The organism is Adlercreutzia mucosicola DSM 19490, from assembly GCF_000422625.1.
In the GTDB taxonomy this organism is placed as follows: Bacteria; Actinomycetota; Coriobacteriia; order Coriobacteriales; family Eggerthellaceae; genus Adlercreutzia; species Adlercreutzia mucosicola.
In genome coordinates this window covers 46,622-63,304 of sequence record NZ_AUGK01000018.1, presented here as the reverse complement: position 1 = coordinate 63,304, position 16,683 = coordinate 46,622, and the positions used below count along the sequence as shown (strand labels likewise).

The 16,683-nt window shown below is 60.4% G+C and carries 13 protein-coding genes; 5 read left to right on the top strand and 8 right to left on the bottom strand.

Translation table 11 applies throughout. The annotated features are described in order from the left end of the window. A partial coding sequence (locus G503_RS0110465; RefSeq protein ID WP_028027532.1) for an IS3 family transposase occupies positions 1–292 on the top strand: 292 nt, incomplete at its 5' end. Between the two features lie 42 nt (positions 293–334). Then, the gene (locus G503_RS0110460) at positions 335–1,450 is read left to right on the top strand and encodes an AAA family ATPase (RefSeq protein WP_035022855.1); all 1,116 of its coding nucleotides are present in this window, start codon (positions 335–337) and stop codon (positions 1,448–1,450) included. Here the strand turns inward: G503_RS0110460 and G503_RS16065 are convergent. Together G503_RS16065 and ngr are read right to left on the bottom strand one after the other, a co-directional pair. After that, positions 1,416–1,727, bottom strand: coding sequence for a hypothetical protein (locus G503_RS16065; protein ID WP_028027530.1), 312 nt, complete (start codon positions 1,725–1,727; stop codon positions 1,416–1,418). The genes G503_RS0110460 and G503_RS16065 overlap by 35 nt on opposite strands. A gap of 295 nt (positions 1,728–2,022) precedes the next feature. Further along, on the bottom strand, positions 2,023–2,631 hold the full coding sequence (gene ngr, locus G503_RS0110450) for a nigerythrin (RefSeq protein WP_016309632.1): 609 nt from the start codon (positions 2,629–2,631) through the stop codon (positions 2,023–2,025). A gap of 281 nt (positions 2,632–2,912) precedes the next feature. Here ngr and G503_RS0110445 point away from each other — a divergent pair, with 281 nt between their 5' ends. Further along, positions 2,913–4,394 (top strand): aminopeptidase, encoded by a 1,482-nt coding sequence (locus tag G503_RS0110445; protein WP_028027529.1) that lies wholly within the window; start codon positions 2,913–2,915, stop codon positions 4,392–4,394. Positions 4,395–4,514: 120 nt separating this feature from the next. On the opposite strand, the gene G503_RS0110440 is transcribed toward G503_RS0110445, so the two are convergent. The 3 genes from G503_RS0110440 to ptcA all read right to left on the bottom strand — a co-directional run bounded on the left by G503_RS0110440 (position 4,515) and on the right by ptcA (position 8,506). Next, the gene (locus G503_RS0110440) at positions 4,515–5,720 is read right to left on the bottom strand and encodes an agmatine deiminase family protein (RefSeq protein WP_028027528.1); all 1,206 of its coding nucleotides are present in this window, start codon (positions 5,718–5,720) and stop codon (positions 4,515–4,517) included. A 134-nt stretch (positions 5,721–5,854) separates the two neighbouring features. Further along, positions 5,855–7,372: an APC family permease gene (locus G503_RS14835; RefSeq protein ID WP_035022853.1), complete on the bottom strand. Its 1,518-nt coding sequence runs from the start codon at positions 7,370–7,372 to the stop codon at positions 5,855–5,857. A gap of 63 nt (positions 7,373–7,435) precedes the next feature. Next, positions 7,436–8,506 (bottom strand): putrescine carbamoyltransferase, encoded by a 1,071-nt coding sequence (gene ptcA, locus G503_RS0110430; RefSeq protein WP_028027527.1) that lies wholly within the window; start codon positions 8,504–8,506, stop codon positions 7,436–7,438. Positions 8,507–8,836: 330 nt separating this feature from the next. On the opposite strand from ptcA, the gene G503_RS0110425 reads away from it, so the two are divergent. Next, a complete protein-coding gene (locus G503_RS0110425; protein ID WP_028027526.1) occupies positions 8,837–9,805 on the top strand; it encodes a helix-turn-helix transcriptional regulator in 969 nt (322 codons plus the stop codon). Between the two features lie 64 nt (positions 9,806–9,869). Here G503_RS0110425 and G503_RS16925 read toward each other — a convergent pair whose 3' ends face one another. Together G503_RS16925 and G503_RS0110415 are read right to left on the bottom strand one after the other, a co-directional pair. Beyond that, positions 9,870–10,784, bottom strand: a complete 915-nt coding sequence (locus G503_RS16925; RefSeq protein WP_051191135.1) for a helix-turn-helix transcriptional regulator — start codon at positions 10,782–10,784, stop codon at positions 9,870–9,872. Between the two features lie 158 nt (positions 10,785–10,942). Continuing rightward, on the bottom strand, positions 10,943–12,352 hold the full coding sequence (locus G503_RS0110415) for a UPF0236 family transposase-like protein (protein ID WP_028027525.1): 1,410 nt from the start codon (positions 12,350–12,352) through the stop codon (positions 10,943–10,945). A 299-nt stretch (positions 12,353–12,651) separates the two neighbouring features. On the opposite strand from G503_RS0110415, the gene G503_RS0110410 reads away from it, so the two are divergent. Beyond that, a complete protein-coding gene (locus tag G503_RS0110410) occupies positions 12,652–14,457 on the top strand; it encodes an amidohydrolase (RefSeq protein ID WP_028027524.1) in 1,806 nt (601 codons plus the stop codon). Between the two features lie 452 nt (positions 14,458–14,909). Here the strand turns inward: G503_RS0110410 and G503_RS0110405 are convergent, their stop codons facing one another. Next, positions 14,910–16,556 (bottom strand): C45 family autoproteolytic acyltransferase/hydolase, encoded by a 1,647-nt coding sequence (locus G503_RS0110405; protein ID WP_084636538.1) that lies wholly within the window; start codon positions 16,554–16,556, stop codon positions 14,910–14,912. Positions 16,557–16,683: the final 127 nt, after the last annotated feature.

The following is a 16,683-nucleotide window of genomic DNA, read 5'->3' as shown; positions in this document are numbered from 1 at the left end:
CTCCGACCAAGGCTGGCAGTACCAGCAGCTTGCCTATCAGAGGCGTCTTGAGGAGATGGGCATCACGCAGAGCATGTCGAGAAAGGCGACCTGCCTGGACAACGCCTGCATGGAAGGGTTCTTCGGGCACTTGAAAGACGAGTTCTACCGCGGCCGGGAGTTCGATTCCTTCGACTCCTTCAAAGACCAGCTAAACGACTACATCGTCTATTGGAACACGCGACGCTACCAAGCCCGATTGAAAGGAATGGCCCCGGTGCAGTACCGGAGCCATTCGATGAGGGCCGCTTGAGAGCTTTATTTAACCGTCCCACTTTTGGGGTCTAGTTCATTCATGGCAAATCTGTTTCACCCCAGCTTCGGTAGCCGTCCTGAGCGTATTGTTGGCCGAGATGACGTTATCGCCCAGTTCCTCAAGGGACTTCAACGCGAGCCAGGGCATCGGGATCGGGCGACGCTTATCTTGGGACAGAGGGGCATGGGTAAAACCGCTCTTCTCCTCCAGCTTGCCGAAGAGGCAAAATCCCGGGGCTTTGTGCCGGCCCGCGTCACCGCCGGCGAAGATATGCTCGAGGAAATCATCGAGTCCATACAAATCGGCGGCTCCGAGTTCGTTTCCGAAAAGCCATCACGGGTACGCGGCTTCTCAGCTGGAGCGCTCGGGTTCTCCTTCGGCCTCACTTTTTCCGAAGAAGTTCGAGCAAACTACGGCTTCCGAACCAAGCTGTCCCTCCTCTGCGACAAACTGGCAGAGAACGACAAGGGGGTGCTGCTGCTCGTTGACGAGGTGCAGCCGAACACCGATGCCATGCGGGCCCTTGCCTCTGCCTATCAGCATTTGGCCGGGGAGGGAAAGAACGTCGCCATTGTTATGGCCGGCTTGCCCGGATCCTTATCCCGGGTTCTCAATGACAAAGTGCTCACATTCCTGAACCGAGCGCGCAAGCACCATCTGGGGCCGCTCTCCTCGGGGGACATCATGGCCTATTATGGAGATGCCCTCGCGCGAGAGCGGCGCCTCGTGTCGCCCGATCTTCTCATGCGAGCCACAGCCGCCACAAGGGGATTCCCCTACCTGCTGCAGCTCATTGGCTACTACATTGTGGAATTCACCGCCGAGGGCGACGAGGTTTCCAGCGACCAGCTGGATCGGGCCATTGCCGCAGCCCGATTGGAGCTCGTAGAGGACGTATTCTTCCCCACACTCAACGCCCTCTCTGCGCGAGATGCAGAAGTGCTGCGGGCAATTGCGGCGCAAAAAACATCGCCTGCATCCGTCGCCGATGTCATAGCCTCCCTCGGCATCGACAACGGCTACTTCCAACCCTATCGCGCCCGTCTTATCGACGCTGGGGTGGTCGAAGCGCCCCGGGACGGCGCCCTCAGCATAACGGTGCCCTACTTGGCCGAGTACCTCAATGGCGAAGGCGAGGCGGGCAAGAAGAGCTGACCGCCTCCTCTGCGATCTGGCACGCGAGTGCCCGACCTTCGACGACGAAAGGGAAGGAGCCCCGAGGGGCTCCTTCTTGTCGCATTTGGCGCCTCCAGGCCTGCTTAGCGCGGGCGCGGCTGTACTTCGCGGGACCGTGGGCCCCGTGGCCGCAGGCGAATCCGTTGTAGCGCGGTTTGGCCGCCAGCGTCGCCTCCTCGGCCGACTGGCGCCACACGACGGCGTCCTTCGGCTTCGCCGGCTGCACCGGATGCGCCCGCTTGCGCTTCTTCGACATGCCCTCTCACCTCCTTCGCAAGCAACTTCCAACGATCCCATCCTACACGCAAAACGCCATCCTTCGTCAACGAATCGCCCTGTTTTTGCACAAGATCTCGAGTTGTCAGCGTCCAAGAAGGCCTTCTTGCTTCCAATTTATATGCTTTACGCTAATTTCTCTTGAAAGCGTCTTGTGCAGGGGCTCATAACTCACGATCTCGTGCATATTCCGCCAGTTGGCTGACCGCAACTATGCAAAAAGCGGCCGCCCCAAGGGGCAGCCGCTTTCGTCAGGCGTGGTTTCCGCAACAGGTTTAAAACTTGCGGAACTTGTCGGCCGGGGTGAAGCAGATGGGGCACTTCTCGAAGTCGTCGCCCTTGTGGATGTAGCCGCAGATGGGGCACAGGTAATAGGCCTCGTCGGTGGGGGCGTCGATGTTGTTGTAGGCGTCCATGTACAGCTCGGCGTGCACGGCCTCGGCCAGCTTGGCGCGGGTGAACACCATCTCGGCCTTCTTGTTGCCCTCGTCGATGGCGACCTTGATGAAATTCGGGTACATGTCGGAGGTCTCGTAGATCTCGCCCAGGGCACCGGCGATGAGGTTCAGGTCGGTGGCGATGCCCTCGGCCTCGGGGGCGGCAGGACGCTCGTAGCCCGGCTCCATCTCGGCGATCACGCCGGCCTCCAGGCCGATGTGGATCTGCTCGGCGGCGCTGGTGGCCTCGAACAGGCGGGCGATCTGGTCGAAGCCCTGCTCCTTGGCGGCCACGGCGCAGGCGGCGTACTTGGCAGAAGCGCCGGTCTCGCCGCAGACGGCGGCCTTCAGGTTCTCCAGAGTGGTGCCCACCTCGGTAATGGCCTCGGGAACCACGTTGAAGTTGCTGGAGTTCTCAGCGGTAGGAATAACGTCACGCAGATTCATGGAATCGCTCCTTCTTCTTGACTCGTCTTCTTGTGTTCTGGCGGTCAAAACAATTGACGCCTGACAGTATAGTGCGCCGCGCTCGGAACGCGCGCAGAACCGCAAGGCTTCACAAACCTCTTACGTCGCCCGCGCAGCGACAAAAGCCGCGCGCCGCACACGCGCACCAGAAGCCATTATGGCCATCAGCGCGGGATTTTCCGTGGCCCCGCGCCCATCCGTTGCGGTTTCGTAGCATACTGGAACGCGACATCTGACACCGCCGAGAAAAGGGGGATTCCGTGGAACGTGAAGTAGCTTGGAAGAAGTACACCGCAGCTGACAACGACGCGCTGGAGGCGCTGGCCGCCGACTATATCGACTTCATTTCGGCGAACAAGACCGAGCGGGAATGCGCCGCGGCCGCCATCGCCGCCGCCGAGGACGCCGGCTACGATTCCCTGGCCGACTGCATCGCCGCCGGCACGCCGGTGGGCCCGGGCAGCAAGCTGTGGGCCTGCGCCCAGGGCAAGGCCGTCGTGCTCGTGCACGTAGGCGCCGCACCCCTGTCGGAGGGCCTGAACATCCTGGGGGCCCACATCGACTCGCCGCGCCTGGACATCAAGCAGAACCCGCTGTACGAGGCGAACGACTTCGCGCTTCTGGACACCCACTACTACGGCGGCATCAAGAACTACCAGTGGACAGCCCTGCCGCTGGCCCTGCACGGCGTGGTGGCCACCACCGGCGGCGAGGTGGTGGAAGTGAACATCGGCGAGGACCCCGCCGACCCGGTGTTCTGCGTGACCGATCTGCTGCCGCACCTGGGCGCTCAGCAGATGGACAAAAAGGGCTCCAAAGTGGTGGAAGGCGAGGATCTGGACGTGCTCGTGGGCAATCGCCCGCTGGCGGCCGAGGGTGCCGACGCGGATGCCGACGCTGCCGAAGCCGAGAAAGCCGCCGCGGTCGCTGCAGCTGCCGATACTGCCGATGCCCCGGCCGACAAGACTGCCAAAGACCCGGTGAAAGCCATGGTGCTGTCGCTTCTGGCCGACAAGTACGGCATCACCGAGGAGGACTTCCTCTCCGCCGAGCTGGAAGTGGTGCCCGCCGGCCGTGCCCGCGATTTGGGCTTCGACCGTTCCATGGTTATCGGCTACGGCCAGGACGACCGCGTGTGCGCCTACACGTCGCTGGCCGCTCAGCTGGCTTTGGGCGACGACACGCCCGCCCGCACCGCCGTGTGCGTACTGGTTGACAAAGAGGAAATCGGCAGCGTGGGTGCCTCGGGCATGGCCTCGATGTTCTTCGAGAACACTATCGCCGAGATCATGGCGCTTGCCGGCGAGGACAGCCCCCTTGCCCTGCGCCGGGCGCTGACTCGCTCGCGCATGCTGTCCTCCGATGTGTCCGCCGGCTTCGACCCGGCCTACGCGAGCGTCTTCGAAGCAAAGAACTCCGCCTACCTGGGCCGCGGACTCGTATTCAACAAGTACACCGGCGCCCGCGGCAAGAGCGGCTCCAACGATGCCTCGGCCGAGTACGTGGCCCTCGTGCGCCGCATTATGGACGACGCTGGCGTGAGCTTCCAGACTGCCGAACTGGGCAAAGTCGACGTGGGCGGCGGCGGAACCATCGCCTACATCCCCGCGAAGTACGGCATGGACGTCATCGACTCGGGCGTGCCGGTGCTCTCCATGCACAGCCCCTGGGAAGTGACGAGCAAGGCCGACATCTACGAGGCCCGTCGCGGCTACGAGGCGTTTTTGCGCGATGCGTCATAGACCCTTCGCCCCACCCCCACGCGCCTTTCCCCACCCGCAAAACGAAGGCCCGCAGCTTCCTCGCTGCGGGCCTTCCGCTTCGGACGTCAGGAAACTCTGAGCCCTGTACGGGCATTACCCCTACGCCTTGGGCTCCTGCTGGGTGATGCAGTGGATGTTGCCGCCGCCGTAGACGACCTGATCGGACTGGACACCCACGCACTTATAGACGCCCTCGCCCCACACCTCGTCGTAGATCTGCTGCAGCGTGTCCACGGCCAGCTGGTCGTTCTCGTCGCCGTACTGCGGCACGATGACGCCACCGTTGGTCACGAGATAGTTCATGTAAGAGGCGATCAGCGGCTCATCGGCCACGCGCGGCTCGGCATTCTCGTCGATGTCGATGGTGTCGCAGGAGGCCTGATCCATGTACAGGGGATTCGCCGGCATAGGCAGCTTGTACACCTTGATGGCGCGACCCTTCGCGTCCACCGCGCCCGACAGCGTCTCGTAAGCCTCATGACACTGGCGGTAGAAGGGGTAGTTCGGGTCGTCGGTCCAGATGCAGGCCATGACGCCAGGGGCGATGAAGGTGGCCACGTCGTCGATGTGGCCGTTGGTCTCCTCGGGATCGATGCCTTCCTTCACCCAGATGACCTTCTCAACGCCCAGATAGGCCTTCAGGTGCTCGTCCATATAAGCGCGCAGCTCCTCGCTCCAGGGCTGGAACTTCTTGGCGTAGACGGGCCAGATGGTGTCCTCGTCGGCCTCGTCGGCCAACACGGCAGAGGCGGTGCGGCCCGGGGAGAGCAGGCACTGGTCGGTCACCACGAGGGTGCCCTCGCCGTCCACGGTGATGGAGCCGCCCTCGAGGATCATGTCGTCGGGACGGTAGCGGCGGCAGTACGACAGCTCGGCCATCTTGCAGGCGATCTGATCGTCGGCCTTCCACGGGAAGTACAGGCCGTCGACGAAGCCGCCGTAGGCATTGAAGTGCCAGTCGCAGGCGCGCTTGTCGCCCTTACCGTTAATGACGTAGGTGGCCCCCGTGTCGCGGAACCAGGCGTCGTCGGTGGTCATCTCGATAACGGTCACATTCTCATCGTCCTCGAAGACGGCCTTGCAGTTGGCGTAGTCGTCCTCGTTGGCGCACATGACGACCGGCGTGAACTCGGCGATGGCCCGAGCGATGGCAGCGTACTGCTTCTGAGCCGGCTTGGCGCCGTGGGCCCAGGTGTCGGTGCGGTGCGGCCAGCCTATCCACACGCGCTCCTGCGGGGCGAACTCGGCAGGCATGAAGAAGCCGTCGGCGGCGGGGGTAGAGTCAGACTCGTAAATAGTCTTCATGGGGAATCCTTTCGGAGTGAAATGGTTTCGGGATCGGGGGCGCGTCGAAGAGTTCGGGCGCGCCCCGGCACCACTTGGTCAGAGGCGGCCGGCACAGACCCGCCTCGGTTCCACGGAGGCCCTGATGGTTAAGGCTACAGGACCTTCTCGGGTTTGCCGCCGTTGGCGGCCAGGATGGCCTCGATCTGGGCGGGGTCGGCAGGCTCCAGCGAGTCCGTCTCGCCGGCGGCTTCGGCGGCCAAGCGCTCGGCAGCCGTGGCCTCGGTGAGGCCCGTGAACTCTTCTTTGCGGCCGCGGGCGCTCACCACGCGCAGCACCTCGCCCATAAGGAGGAATATGATGAAGATGGCGATCATCGGCACCTTGTCCGCCACTTCCTCGGCCGAGAACGGCACGAGCGTGGCCACGACGGCCAGCACCAGCTCGATGACCGGGATGGCCAGAATAACCTTCATAGCCGTACCCTGGAAGGGGAGGCGATACACGCGCGGACGGTTCGCATCCACCTTGCGCAGCTTGATGAACGCCGGGAACATGGGGATGTAGGTGAGCAGCAGGAACACGACCGAGGTGGCGAACAGCGTCCAGAACAACCCGTTAGAGATGGCCTCGTTGGGGATGAGCTGGATGAGCAGCACGGCGGTAGCCACGATGCCGTTCACAACGGCGGCACCGGTGGGCATGCCGGTCTTCGGATTCTCGTGGGCGAAGACCTTCGGCATGTTCTGGTTCTTCGCGGCGTACTGGGCCACGGCGTTCACGCCGAAGGACCAGGAGGCCATGTTCGCGAACAGGGTGATGAGGAACACCACGGCGATGATGATGAAGATGGGGGAGGTTTCGCCCACCATGGTCATTACGGCCACGATCATGCCGAAGTCGGGGTCGATCTGGTCGGCCGGGATGGCGGCGCCGATGCCGAAGCCGCAGAACAGGTAGATGGCGCCAATGGCCAGGCCGCCCAGGATGATGGCCTTCGGAATGTCGCGGGCCGGGTTCTGCATGTCCTTGGCGAAGGTGCAGACCACCTCGAAGCCCGTGAAGTTGAAGATGATGATGGACAGGTAGCCGAGCGCGGCAGTGTTGGTCACGTCGGGCAGGAACGTCTCGGGGGCCATGGATCCGGCAAATCCGTTGGCGCAAGCATACCAGATACCGAGCACGCCCACCGACACGGCCACGAGCACCTTCAAGACGGCTCCGCCGTTCAGAATCCACTCGGAGTCGGACACCTTGGAGAAGCTCATGAACACGACGATCCACACGAAGGCGATCTCGATGCCCAGCGTGAGCCAGATGTTCGACTCGATGTCGGCCCCGAACACCATACCGAGGATCGGCGGGAACAGGGTGGCCAAGCTGGCGATCCACAGCGGGAAGTTGATCCAGTAGTACCAGCTGATACGGGCACCCCACTTGTCGCCCAAAGCATCGCGCACCCAGTCGTAGATGCCGCCCTCGGAGTCGTAGGCGGTGCCGAGCTCGGCCGCCACCATGCCGTAGGGCAGAAGGAAGGTGATGATAAGGAAGATCCACCAGAAGAACTGCTGGTTGCCGATGGCAGCAGCCGGCGCCGCCGCCTCGCACACGAACACCACGCAAATCACCGACAGGATAACGGACACGAAGGAGAATTTCTTCTTACCACTCATAGTGTGGCTCCTTACTTGGAAGATAAAGGCGGGGGAGCCGCAGCTCCCCCGACCTGGTACGTCTTACAGACCGTGCTTACCGAGGGCCGCCATGCGCTCATCGATGGTGGCGCGGTAGGCCGTGGCCTTCTGCTCGTCGGGCTCGCTCTGGGGGCAGAGAGTGGCCAGGATGGCGCGAATGGAGTGCTTGCGGTTCTCGGCCTCGTCCCAGCACAGGCTGCGCGCGGGGTCGTCCATTACCTCGTCCACCACTTCTTCGCCACGGTTGGCGGGCAGGCAGTGCATGAACATGCTGTTCGGACCGGCCACGTTCATCATATCCCAGGTCACCTGGTACTTCGGATAGAACACGTCCATGTAGCTGGAGCTGGAGACTTCCTCGTCGTAGAGGCCGTACCACACATCGGTGTACACGAAGTCGGCACCCTCGATGCAGGAGATGTCGTCAGAAATGGTGATGGTGCCGCCGGAGACCTTGCAGTTCTCCTCACCGATAGCCATGAGCTGCTTGCCGAAGGCAGCGCGCTCCTCATCGGTGCCTATATGCAGGGCGCCGTCGGGAATCTGATGCCCCTTCGGCCCGAACTGCACGAAGTCCATGCCCATCTTCGAGCAGATGAACATGAGCGACACGCAGGTCTGGGTGGCATCGCCGATGAAGGCAAACTTGCAGTCCTCGATCTTCTTGCCGGCGGGCAGGTTCTCGATCATGGTCATGAGATCGCCGAGTTCCTGGGTGGGATGGTTGTACTCGCTCATGCCGTTGATGACGGGGGCCGCGGAGTACTTCGCCAGGCTCACCACGTCCTTGTGGCGGTCGACGCGGGCCATGAGGATGTCGACGAGGCTTCCCATGACGCGGCCGGAGTCCTCGATGGACTCATGACCACCCAGCTGGATGGAGCCGGGGCCGAAGAACTGGGCGTGACCGCCGAGGTCGGTCATGGCCGTCTCGAAGGAGATGCGGGTGCGGGTGGACACCTGCTGGAAGATCATGCCGAGGGTCTTGTTCTTCAGCAGCAGCGGGTACTCGCCGCCCTCCTTGATGAGCCCCTTCATGGCGATGGCCAGATCTACCATGCCGAGCAGCTCCTCCTTGGTGAAGTCGTTGGTGTCGATGTAATCCTTGACCATGGAAACCTCCTAAAGGTTCTCTGGGACCGGCCTGCCCCTTGCAGGACCGCGTCCCGAGCGCCCCGGGATCGGCGAGGCGCTCCTCTTGGCGCACAGCATGGGGCGCAGCGAAGGTTTTGAGAAGAAATAACCGGGATTATTTTCAGGTGGTAAAAGCTCACCGCGCACCTAATCCCAAATAATCCTAGTGCTTAGACGTATTGAACTGGTTTCTATGGTAGAAAAAGCCAATGCATTTTTTACCGGCTTCTCAACGCGTGACGCAGCCTAATCCGCCCTAGATCGCCATGGTTTATCATCGGACTCTGTGCATTATCGAGGAGGCTCGCTTTGGAGACAGCGTTCTACCTCTATACCATCGTCGTGATGCTCGTCTGCGTGGCATCGGGCTCCGTGTCGCTTTCGGCCTACTTCGTTTCGCGACGTCGCTCGTTCCTCTTCGCCGCGGCCATGCTGCTGTTCTACTTCCTCGATCTCGCGCTTATCTTTCAATACGAGTATTTGGGCCAGAACGTCGAGTACTCCATCACTCAGTTCTATACCATCGACCATCCGCAGTTGAAGATACTGCTCGCCCTGGGCACCCTCGAACCCATGTGGCTCATCTTGTGTGATTTCGTGAACGAGCGCCGGCGCACCTGGTGCCTCGCCCCGGCCCTGGTCTTCGTCGCAACCAGCGAGATCGTCGTGCTGTGCCTGCCCGTAGACGAGTTTCGTCAGTGGCTCTTTTACACACTGCGCCAGGCCTTTCTCCTGTGGTGCCTGGCTTTCGGAGCCTACCGCTACTGCACTGCCCGCAACGAAGTGGAGAAGGCTCGCCTGCGCCGCCAGGAGCCGCTGTTCTTCGTCACGACGGCCCTGTGCCTATGCGTCCTCATCGAAGATGTCGGCATGATCCTTGTCCTCGATGCCAGCTTCTTTGCGAATGCTGATCTTTTGCCTCTCTATATCAGCGAGCGGAACTTCTCCGAGAACATCCTGCTTTTGGCCCTGTCGTTCTTCACCCTGCGCGCTGCCGCCGACACCCTGCGTCTCCGTTCCAAGGAACCGCCGAGCACCGACGCACCCGATACCCAGGAATACATGGACGAGCTGCTTCCCGCCTTCTGCGAGCGCTATCACCTGACCGCGCGCGAGCGCGTCATCTTGGAAGAGGTGCTGCAGGGCAAGGACAACCAGAACATCGCCAGTTCGCTGCAACTGGCCCTGGGCACTGTGAAGGCCCATGTGCACAACATTTTGAAGAAAACCGACACCACCACCCGTCAAGAACTCACCCAGCTGTTCTGGAAGGGATGAAGAACGGCCGTAGACGGCCGATCCCGTAGGGGGCGGCCGCATAGCCGCACCGACCCACAGCCTCTCAGAATCCGGCCCTCTTGCGGCCGCGCAGTTCCTCTCTAAGTTTTTGCGCAAGCTCGTCTCGGCTACATACACCAAGCTTGGCGTAGACATTCGATATGTGGGTTTTCACCGTGTTGACGGAAATGTATTCTTGCTCGGCAATCTCCTTGTTCGACGCGCCCTTTTCAAGGAGCAACAACAGTACTTCCTCGCGCTTGGTCAGCCCGTATTCGCGAGCGATCCAGGGTACAAGGGATTCCGCCAGCTGCGCATTGCGTATCCGCCGATGATGCGCGAGGAAGACGTACGCAGCCACGGTGAAGCAGAGTGCCATAATCTCGACGGGAGCCTTACGAGGAGAGGCAGAGCCCCCGCCGTTCGCCTGTCCAAAGAAGTCCAAATACGTTGCCGTTTCTCCCAGAGCATATACAAGCACAAGCACAAGCGAGAAAACCCATCGCCAACGACTCATGTGTTGAAACTCCGCCACCAAACAGCAGGCACCGTACCCTATCACCCACAATGCCAGCAACCTGGCAAAGAGGAACTCGCGCCATAATGCAACCGTTTCAACCGATGAAGCGCCGCTTGCCCAAGCCACCATCATGCAAACCGCCCAAAAGAATCCCTCGATAGGAGAAAACCTGCGCGAGAGCAAGTTGCCGAGCACAAGCCGATACAGGAGGATTACAACCATGTTATATGCAGTGTGGAACATGGGGTAGACGCTTCTCACGCCTTCGAATTGCAGTGCGAATTCTGGAACGAACTCGTACATAAATAATAGAACAATATCTATCGTGTACGCAAAGAAGATGAGCGCGACGAAGAGGTAGCCCCGTTTGCACTCGACATAGTACAAGCTCCCATAGGCGGCGGTGGCAAACGCATAGGCAATGCAGCTTGCCACATTGTAGAGAAAAGCGAGGGACACAACTCCTCCTTCATCGGGCAGCAAACATTATAGACAATTTGGCAGCTAAGGCCAACGACTTGCCGTGTGAGTTACATGAATCCGGAGCGGTGCTCCCAGAGGGCCCCGGAGCCTGCCCTTGGAGGGCGCCGGCCGGGGCATTCGTCGACGGGAGCATCCTACCACACCTTCGAGAGGGCCTCGGCGCTGCGCTGCTTGGCGTGCCGCCGCGAGCTGTGGGGGACCTCCCATCCGCTTCCGCTGGACCAAGGCGCCTTCGCCGCGCTCGTGCCGACGGGCTGGCGGGCGGCCTTCTCCCGCTCGGTGAGCCACGCCCCCTTGGCGGGGGCCACGAGCGCCCGGCCCGTGCACGCCGCGCACCTCAGGGCGCACATGGCCTCGGCGCCCTCCCTCGACCAGGACATCCCGCGCCCCTTCATGCGGGCGGCTATGAGGGCGTTGGTCGACTCGGCGGTGCCCATGGAGGCGGCGCGGGCCCCTATGGCGGCCGCGTTGCGGCGCGCGTAGGAGGCGAGCTGGCGGACGCGCTCGCGCCTCGGCCCCGTCGCCTTGGCGGCCAGCCGCTCGGCCATGCGGGCGAGGGCGGCGCCCTTGCCCCGAAGCGCCAGGTGGCGGGCCCACTCCCGCGTCGGCCCCTCCGGGAACGCCCGGCAGACCGCCTGCATGACGTGGAAGGGGTCCAGCTTGAAGAGGACGCGCACGTGGGCGGGAAGCATCCCCCGCAGCCGCTCGGGGCCGCACCAGGCGCCCCCGTCGGCGCCGTAGTGGACCCGGCGCACGTCGTCCAGCTCGAAGGAGGCCGCCATCTGCGCCCGCACCCTCTCGAAGAACTCCTCGGGCGGCTCTGCCGAGGCCACGACCGCGAGCGCCGCGCGCCTCCTGCGCCCGCGCCCCGCATCCAGCTTGGCCGCGTAGGCCGAGGCCACCTTGAGCTCCATCGAGGAGCGCTCGCGGGACTGCTCGTAGAGGAAGCGCGGCAGCGCCTCCTCGCGGTGGGCGGCCCGCTGCAGCGCCACCCACAGCCCGTCCACCTCCACCCGGACGCCCTCGCAGGAAAGCCCAGGGCCCTCGGGAGCCGCCGCCAGCAGCAGCGCGCCCTCCTCGCGCGCGCAGCGCATGGCCGTGACGTGGGAGACCCGGGCGCCGCTCATCGCCTCGAAGTCGGCGGCCGCCTTGCGGAACGACACCTCGGCAGACCTCCTCGCCAGCCACAGGAACGCCCCCGCCGACAGCCTCGCCCTCGGGCGCACGCCCAGCAGCTCGTCGGCCCAGGCGCGCCTGCAGCCATGCTCGTCCAAGTAGACGGTGCGCCGGTAGGAGACCTCCCCGACGAGCGTCACCAGCGTGCGGGGCGCCACCTCGTGCGCCCTCCACCCGGGAGGCGCCTGGGAGCGCAGGGAGCGGTCGAAGCGCTCGATGCACGCCGACAGCGCCGAGGCGGCAAGGGCCCTGGAGCCCGCAGCGAGGGACGCCTCGAACGAGTCGAGGTCCTCGGTGGCCTCCAGGTCGGGCAGGAAGCAGTCGGCCAGGGCCGCCGCAGCGGCCTGGGCCATGGTATGATCGCGCATGGAGGGTCCTTCCTCTCCGTCTCCGGCCTAGACAACCCGAGAGGATACAGGAGGGGCCCTCTTCCTGTGGCACAGGGGAGCGACCCGGAATCCGGACAAAGTTAACTCACACCGACTTGCCCGGCACCCAACTTAACCTCCCATGTTTTCGCAGCTCAAGGGCGGGGGATAAAAATTCATCCTCCGATTAATCTAAAAACCCTCTCTGTTTTTCTTAACAAAGGACCCCCTGGTTCTTAGAGTTAAATCACTGCAGCGCCAAAAGAAGACAGCGCTGCGAACGAATTAAGGAGGGTTTTATGAGCGCACCCCATGTCGAACAACTTCTCAGCCGTCGTCATTTTGTCATTGGATCGAGCGCCCTTGCGGCCGCCGCGTTCTCGGGCGGACTTTGTGGATGCGCATCCGGGGAGCCGCTTGGATCAACTGGCGCACCCGCTTCCCCCGAGCAAAACATTGCCGATATCGTGCTCTACAACGGTCACGTGCAAACCATGGTGTCGGAAGGCGATGTTGCCTCAGCCGTGGCTATCGCGGGCAACAAGATCGTCTATGTAGGCGATGATTCAGGCATCGACGCTTTCGTGGGGGACAATACTCAAGTCATCGACCTCGATGGCAAGTTCGTCTCCCCCGGCTTCATGGACGGCCACATCCACGCCCCTGGCAACTGGTTCAACAGCCTCTTCCAAATCGATCTAACGGGACTTACCACCAATGAGGAATACCTCGAGGCAACCCGCTCCTTCGTGGAAGCCCATCCCGACGAAGAAGGCTACATCGGAGCGACCTTCATGCTCAATGCCTACCAGCTTCCCGACGGCTCGAATCCCGGGCCCAAGAAAGAGGATCTAGATGCCATCTGCCCCGATAAGCCCATTCTCATCCACGACGTCTCCTACCACGCCGCTTGGGTCAATTCCAAGGCCCTCGAAATGGCTGGCGTAACCGCCGACACCCCCGACCCAGAAGGCGGCCTGTTCTATCGCAATGAGAACGGCGAGCCTTCGGGGTGCGTCAGCGATGCCGCCAAGGGAATTGTATTCGCCATCATGCCCAACACCATGACCAACGACAAGCTGGAACAGGCCCTGTACAAATTCATGGAGGAAGCAAACTCCTATGGCATAACCGGCATTACAAATATCACCCAAGGCGGTTTTGATATTATCGACATGTATCACAAGGTGGAGGACGAGGGCAATTTGACCCTGCGCATGCGCGTCGTCCCCACTATGCGAGAAGATTGCACCTTTGACGAAGTGCTTTCCGTCATCAAGTCCTACAACGACTCCGCCACAGACATGATTTCTTCGAATACCGTGAAGATTTTCTACGACGGAGTGACCGAAAGCGGCACCGCCGTCATGCTGGAACCCTATCTGGAATCGACGGGACTCGGCAAAGACTGGTGCGGCACCCCCGTTTGGCCCCAGGAAGACTTTAACCGCCTCGTGCGTGACTTCGATGCAGAGGGTATCCAGGTGCACGTGCACGCCATGGGCGACGGCGCCGTTCACGGCACCCTTGATGCCTACGAGGAGGCTCGGGCGACCAATGGGGAGCGCGACGCGCGGCACACGATCACCCACGTATGCGCCATTACCGATGAGGATATCCAGCGCATGGCCGATTTGGATGTAGTGGCGAATCTCCAATTCCTGTTTATGTACCACGATGCTCTCATGGACCTGGAGCGCGCCTATGTCGGCGATGAGCGCGCCATGGCGATGTATCCGGTAAAGCACTTGGCCGAGGCAGGCATCTGCATCAGCGGCTCCTCAGACGCCCCCGTCATCCCATTTGTTCCGCTCGATGCGATCGAGGCCGGCGTTACCCGCAACTCGCCCTATCCCGGGGAAGAGGACACCGATATGACCCGCTGGCCCGAACAGGGGCTCACAGCCTACCAGGTGCTCGAGGCCTGCACCAAGAACAACGCCTACCAGAACTTCATGGACGATATTATCGGCACCGTTGAAGTGGGCAAGTTCGCCGATCTTGTCGTGCTGGACACCAACATTCTCGAAGTCGATGCCAAGGCCATCTCCGACACGCGCGTGGTCTACACCATCTCCGACGGCCGCATCGTCTACGAGGGATAGAACCACGCCAGAAGGTGCCAGCCATACAGAACGGCTCACAAACCTTCAGAACACAGGTCCCCGCGGCTCTGCGGTCATTAGTCCCGCAGAGCCGCGGGGACCAATCTATGCGCCCGCACAGCCCTTGCCGGCACTGCGGCAACACGCAAACACGCAGTATCCCGAAAAGGCGTTTCGGCCTCCTGGACTCACCCTCCCTATTCCAGAATGGATGAGAAGCCCGAAGAACATCTCGCTTTCCAATTTGCTTAAGCACATTTTACTAAAGTCTACTTTAGTAAAATTGATTTTAGTAATAGCATCTTCCAACGACGAGACTTCAGTTCATTTAACCGCCCTGCAGAAGGAGGGCGCCCATCGTAGGGAACAAGAGGGGAGGGCTTAAAGCCCTCCCCTGCCAGGAAGCGGACTCCCCGCCTGCGCTTGGGATGTACCGCCAGCGTTCCGCAAGCCTAGTTAAAGATTACATTTTCAGTCGTATAAGATGCCTGGGCATATCGCTGGGCATTGGCAAATTGCGAAGTCGCAAGACCATACAAGATCGCAGCCTGCTCCTTATCGCCCTGCGCTCCGGCGCAATCGGCCATGGTTGTGTAATTGCATCCTGTGTGCACTGCCTCAGCAGCCATATTGTAGTATTCCAACGAGCCATCATCTACCGACTCGTTCTTATACAATTCAGCTCCTGCATTTCTTACCGCAATACGCGCATCGGTTTCCGCCTGCTTATTAGTAGCCTGCATGTCCTCTCCAAGAATAAGCTTGCAGTAGTTAGCTGTACCATAGGGAACGTCTGAACGGAATTTCTCGTCATGGCCCCTCAGAACATACATTTCATGATCAGTCCCGTCAAAAATTGTCCTGAAAATTGTCTTGAACTCTAGATCATCGCCTTCCGGAGAGTGGAACTGATAGAAACCACCGAAATCCCAGTTTTCCTCACTCCATTTGCCCTCGTCATAGTAGCGAATGCTTCCGAGTCCGTTCGCGAGTGTAAGTGGGGTGACATCGCCGCTTTCGTCTAGCATAACCCTTTCCAGAGTATTAGCTCGCGGTACGCTGTCAGGATATGCCTCGTATGAATCATTCATCCATAACTCATCCTTGAAATGATTCGCTGCAATAAGATAGTCCGTCTCATCGTAGTCGCCGGCCTTGCGTACTACAAATGCATTATCTTTTTGCTCGATGAGATATGCGTTTCCGTTGTTATCGGAAACGTTGATGTTGCCTGTATGGATCCACTCAGTCTCTGTAAGCATTTTGACCGCTTCGTCTGCTGAAGCACACTTTGTAGCTGTGTACCAATAAGCAAACAGCGTATCCAGGAACGTGCCCTCCCTGTCGATCACCTCGGCACCTTCGCTCGGGGATGCATGGGGTCCCCCGGCATAGGTAATAATAAGGCCTTCAGAATTCATGAATGCATTTCCCTGCAATCCGCCTGACGCAATAACTGCATAGCCGTCATCCGGATAAGAAATCATCCCCGAGAACATTGCAGCAGGCGTCGCGCTGATTGCATCGAGATTGGCGCCTCCAAGATGATGACCATCCTGGGTCATATTCCCCCATGCAGATACATTCATACATGTTTTTGAACGCTCAGGATCGTAATGCATCATGAGATCATAGTTAAGAACAGATGAGCCCATAACTGCAACCACTGCATCTTCCTTTGAGATTCCTGCCCCGTCAGCTATCCCTGACAAGAAATCAAATACAGCTGGCTCATCCTCTTCGTAGTGCTTCAAAATCTTACCCATGGCTTCGTTATACGCAGCATCGTCTGCCTCCGTATAAATTAGAGCCATTACAGACGCCCAGTTATTCTCCAGTTGCTCCTTTTGCTGTAATCCATACTGCCTCCCCATATCAAACCAGGAGCCATTTACATATACAACTTCCTGCGCATTCCCTGCGTTGACAGTTGCGTCAAACACTCCATCAAACCCTTGATTTTCAGGAGTTGACGCTACATCTGCCGATGTATCGCCTGATGTTGCATTCGGCGCATTCTGTGTCGAACATCCTGCGCATGCCACCATGCTTAAGCATAAGCTGGCGCAGCACAATACGCTGACAACCTTTCTTTTCATAATCTAACCCCTTCCTTTCTCACCGAAAGCTTTGCATTGCCGACAGCTTGAGAGCTCGAGCAAAAGCTCCCTATCGTCAGCAACCTAATGGCTAGATTATGTAGTTCTTCAAACTATTTTCACATGA

Excerpts from the sequence above, each read along its gene's own strand:
- G503_RS0110460 (WP_035022855.1), top strand. The coding sequence starts at position 335 with ATGGCAAATCTGTTTCACCCCAGCTTCGGTAGCCGTCCTGAGCGTATT.
- G503_RS16065 (WP_028027530.1), bottom strand. The coding sequence starts at position 1,727 with ATGTCGAAGAAGCGCAAGCGGGCGCATCCGGTGCAGCCGGCGAAGCCG.
- ngr (WP_016309632.1), bottom strand. The coding sequence starts at position 2,631 with ATGAATCTGCGTGACGTTATTCCTACCGCTGAGAACTCCAGCAACTTC.
- G503_RS0110440 (WP_028027528.1), bottom strand. The coding sequence starts at position 5,720 with ATGAAGACTATTTACGAGTCTGACTCTACCCCCGCCGCCGACGGCTTC.
- G503_RS14835 (WP_035022853.1), bottom strand. The coding sequence starts at position 7,372 with ATGAGTGGTAAGAAGAAATTCTCCTTCGTGTCCGTTATCCTGTCGGTG.
- ptcA (WP_028027527.1), bottom strand. The coding sequence starts at position 8,506 with ATGGTCAAGGATTACATCGACACCAACGACTTCACCAAGGAGGAGCTG.
- G503_RS0110415 (WP_028027525.1), bottom strand. The coding sequence starts at position 12,352 with ATGCGCGATCATACCATGGCCCAGGCCGCTGCGGCGGCCCTGGCCGAC.
- G503_RS0110410 (WP_028027524.1), top strand. The coding sequence starts at position 12,652 with ATGAGCGCACCCCATGTCGAACAACTTCTCAGCCGTCGTCATTTTGTC.
- G503_RS0110405 (WP_084636538.1), bottom strand. The coding sequence starts at position 16,556 with ATGAAAAGAAAGGTTGTCAGCGTATTGTGCTGCGCCAGCTTATGCTTA.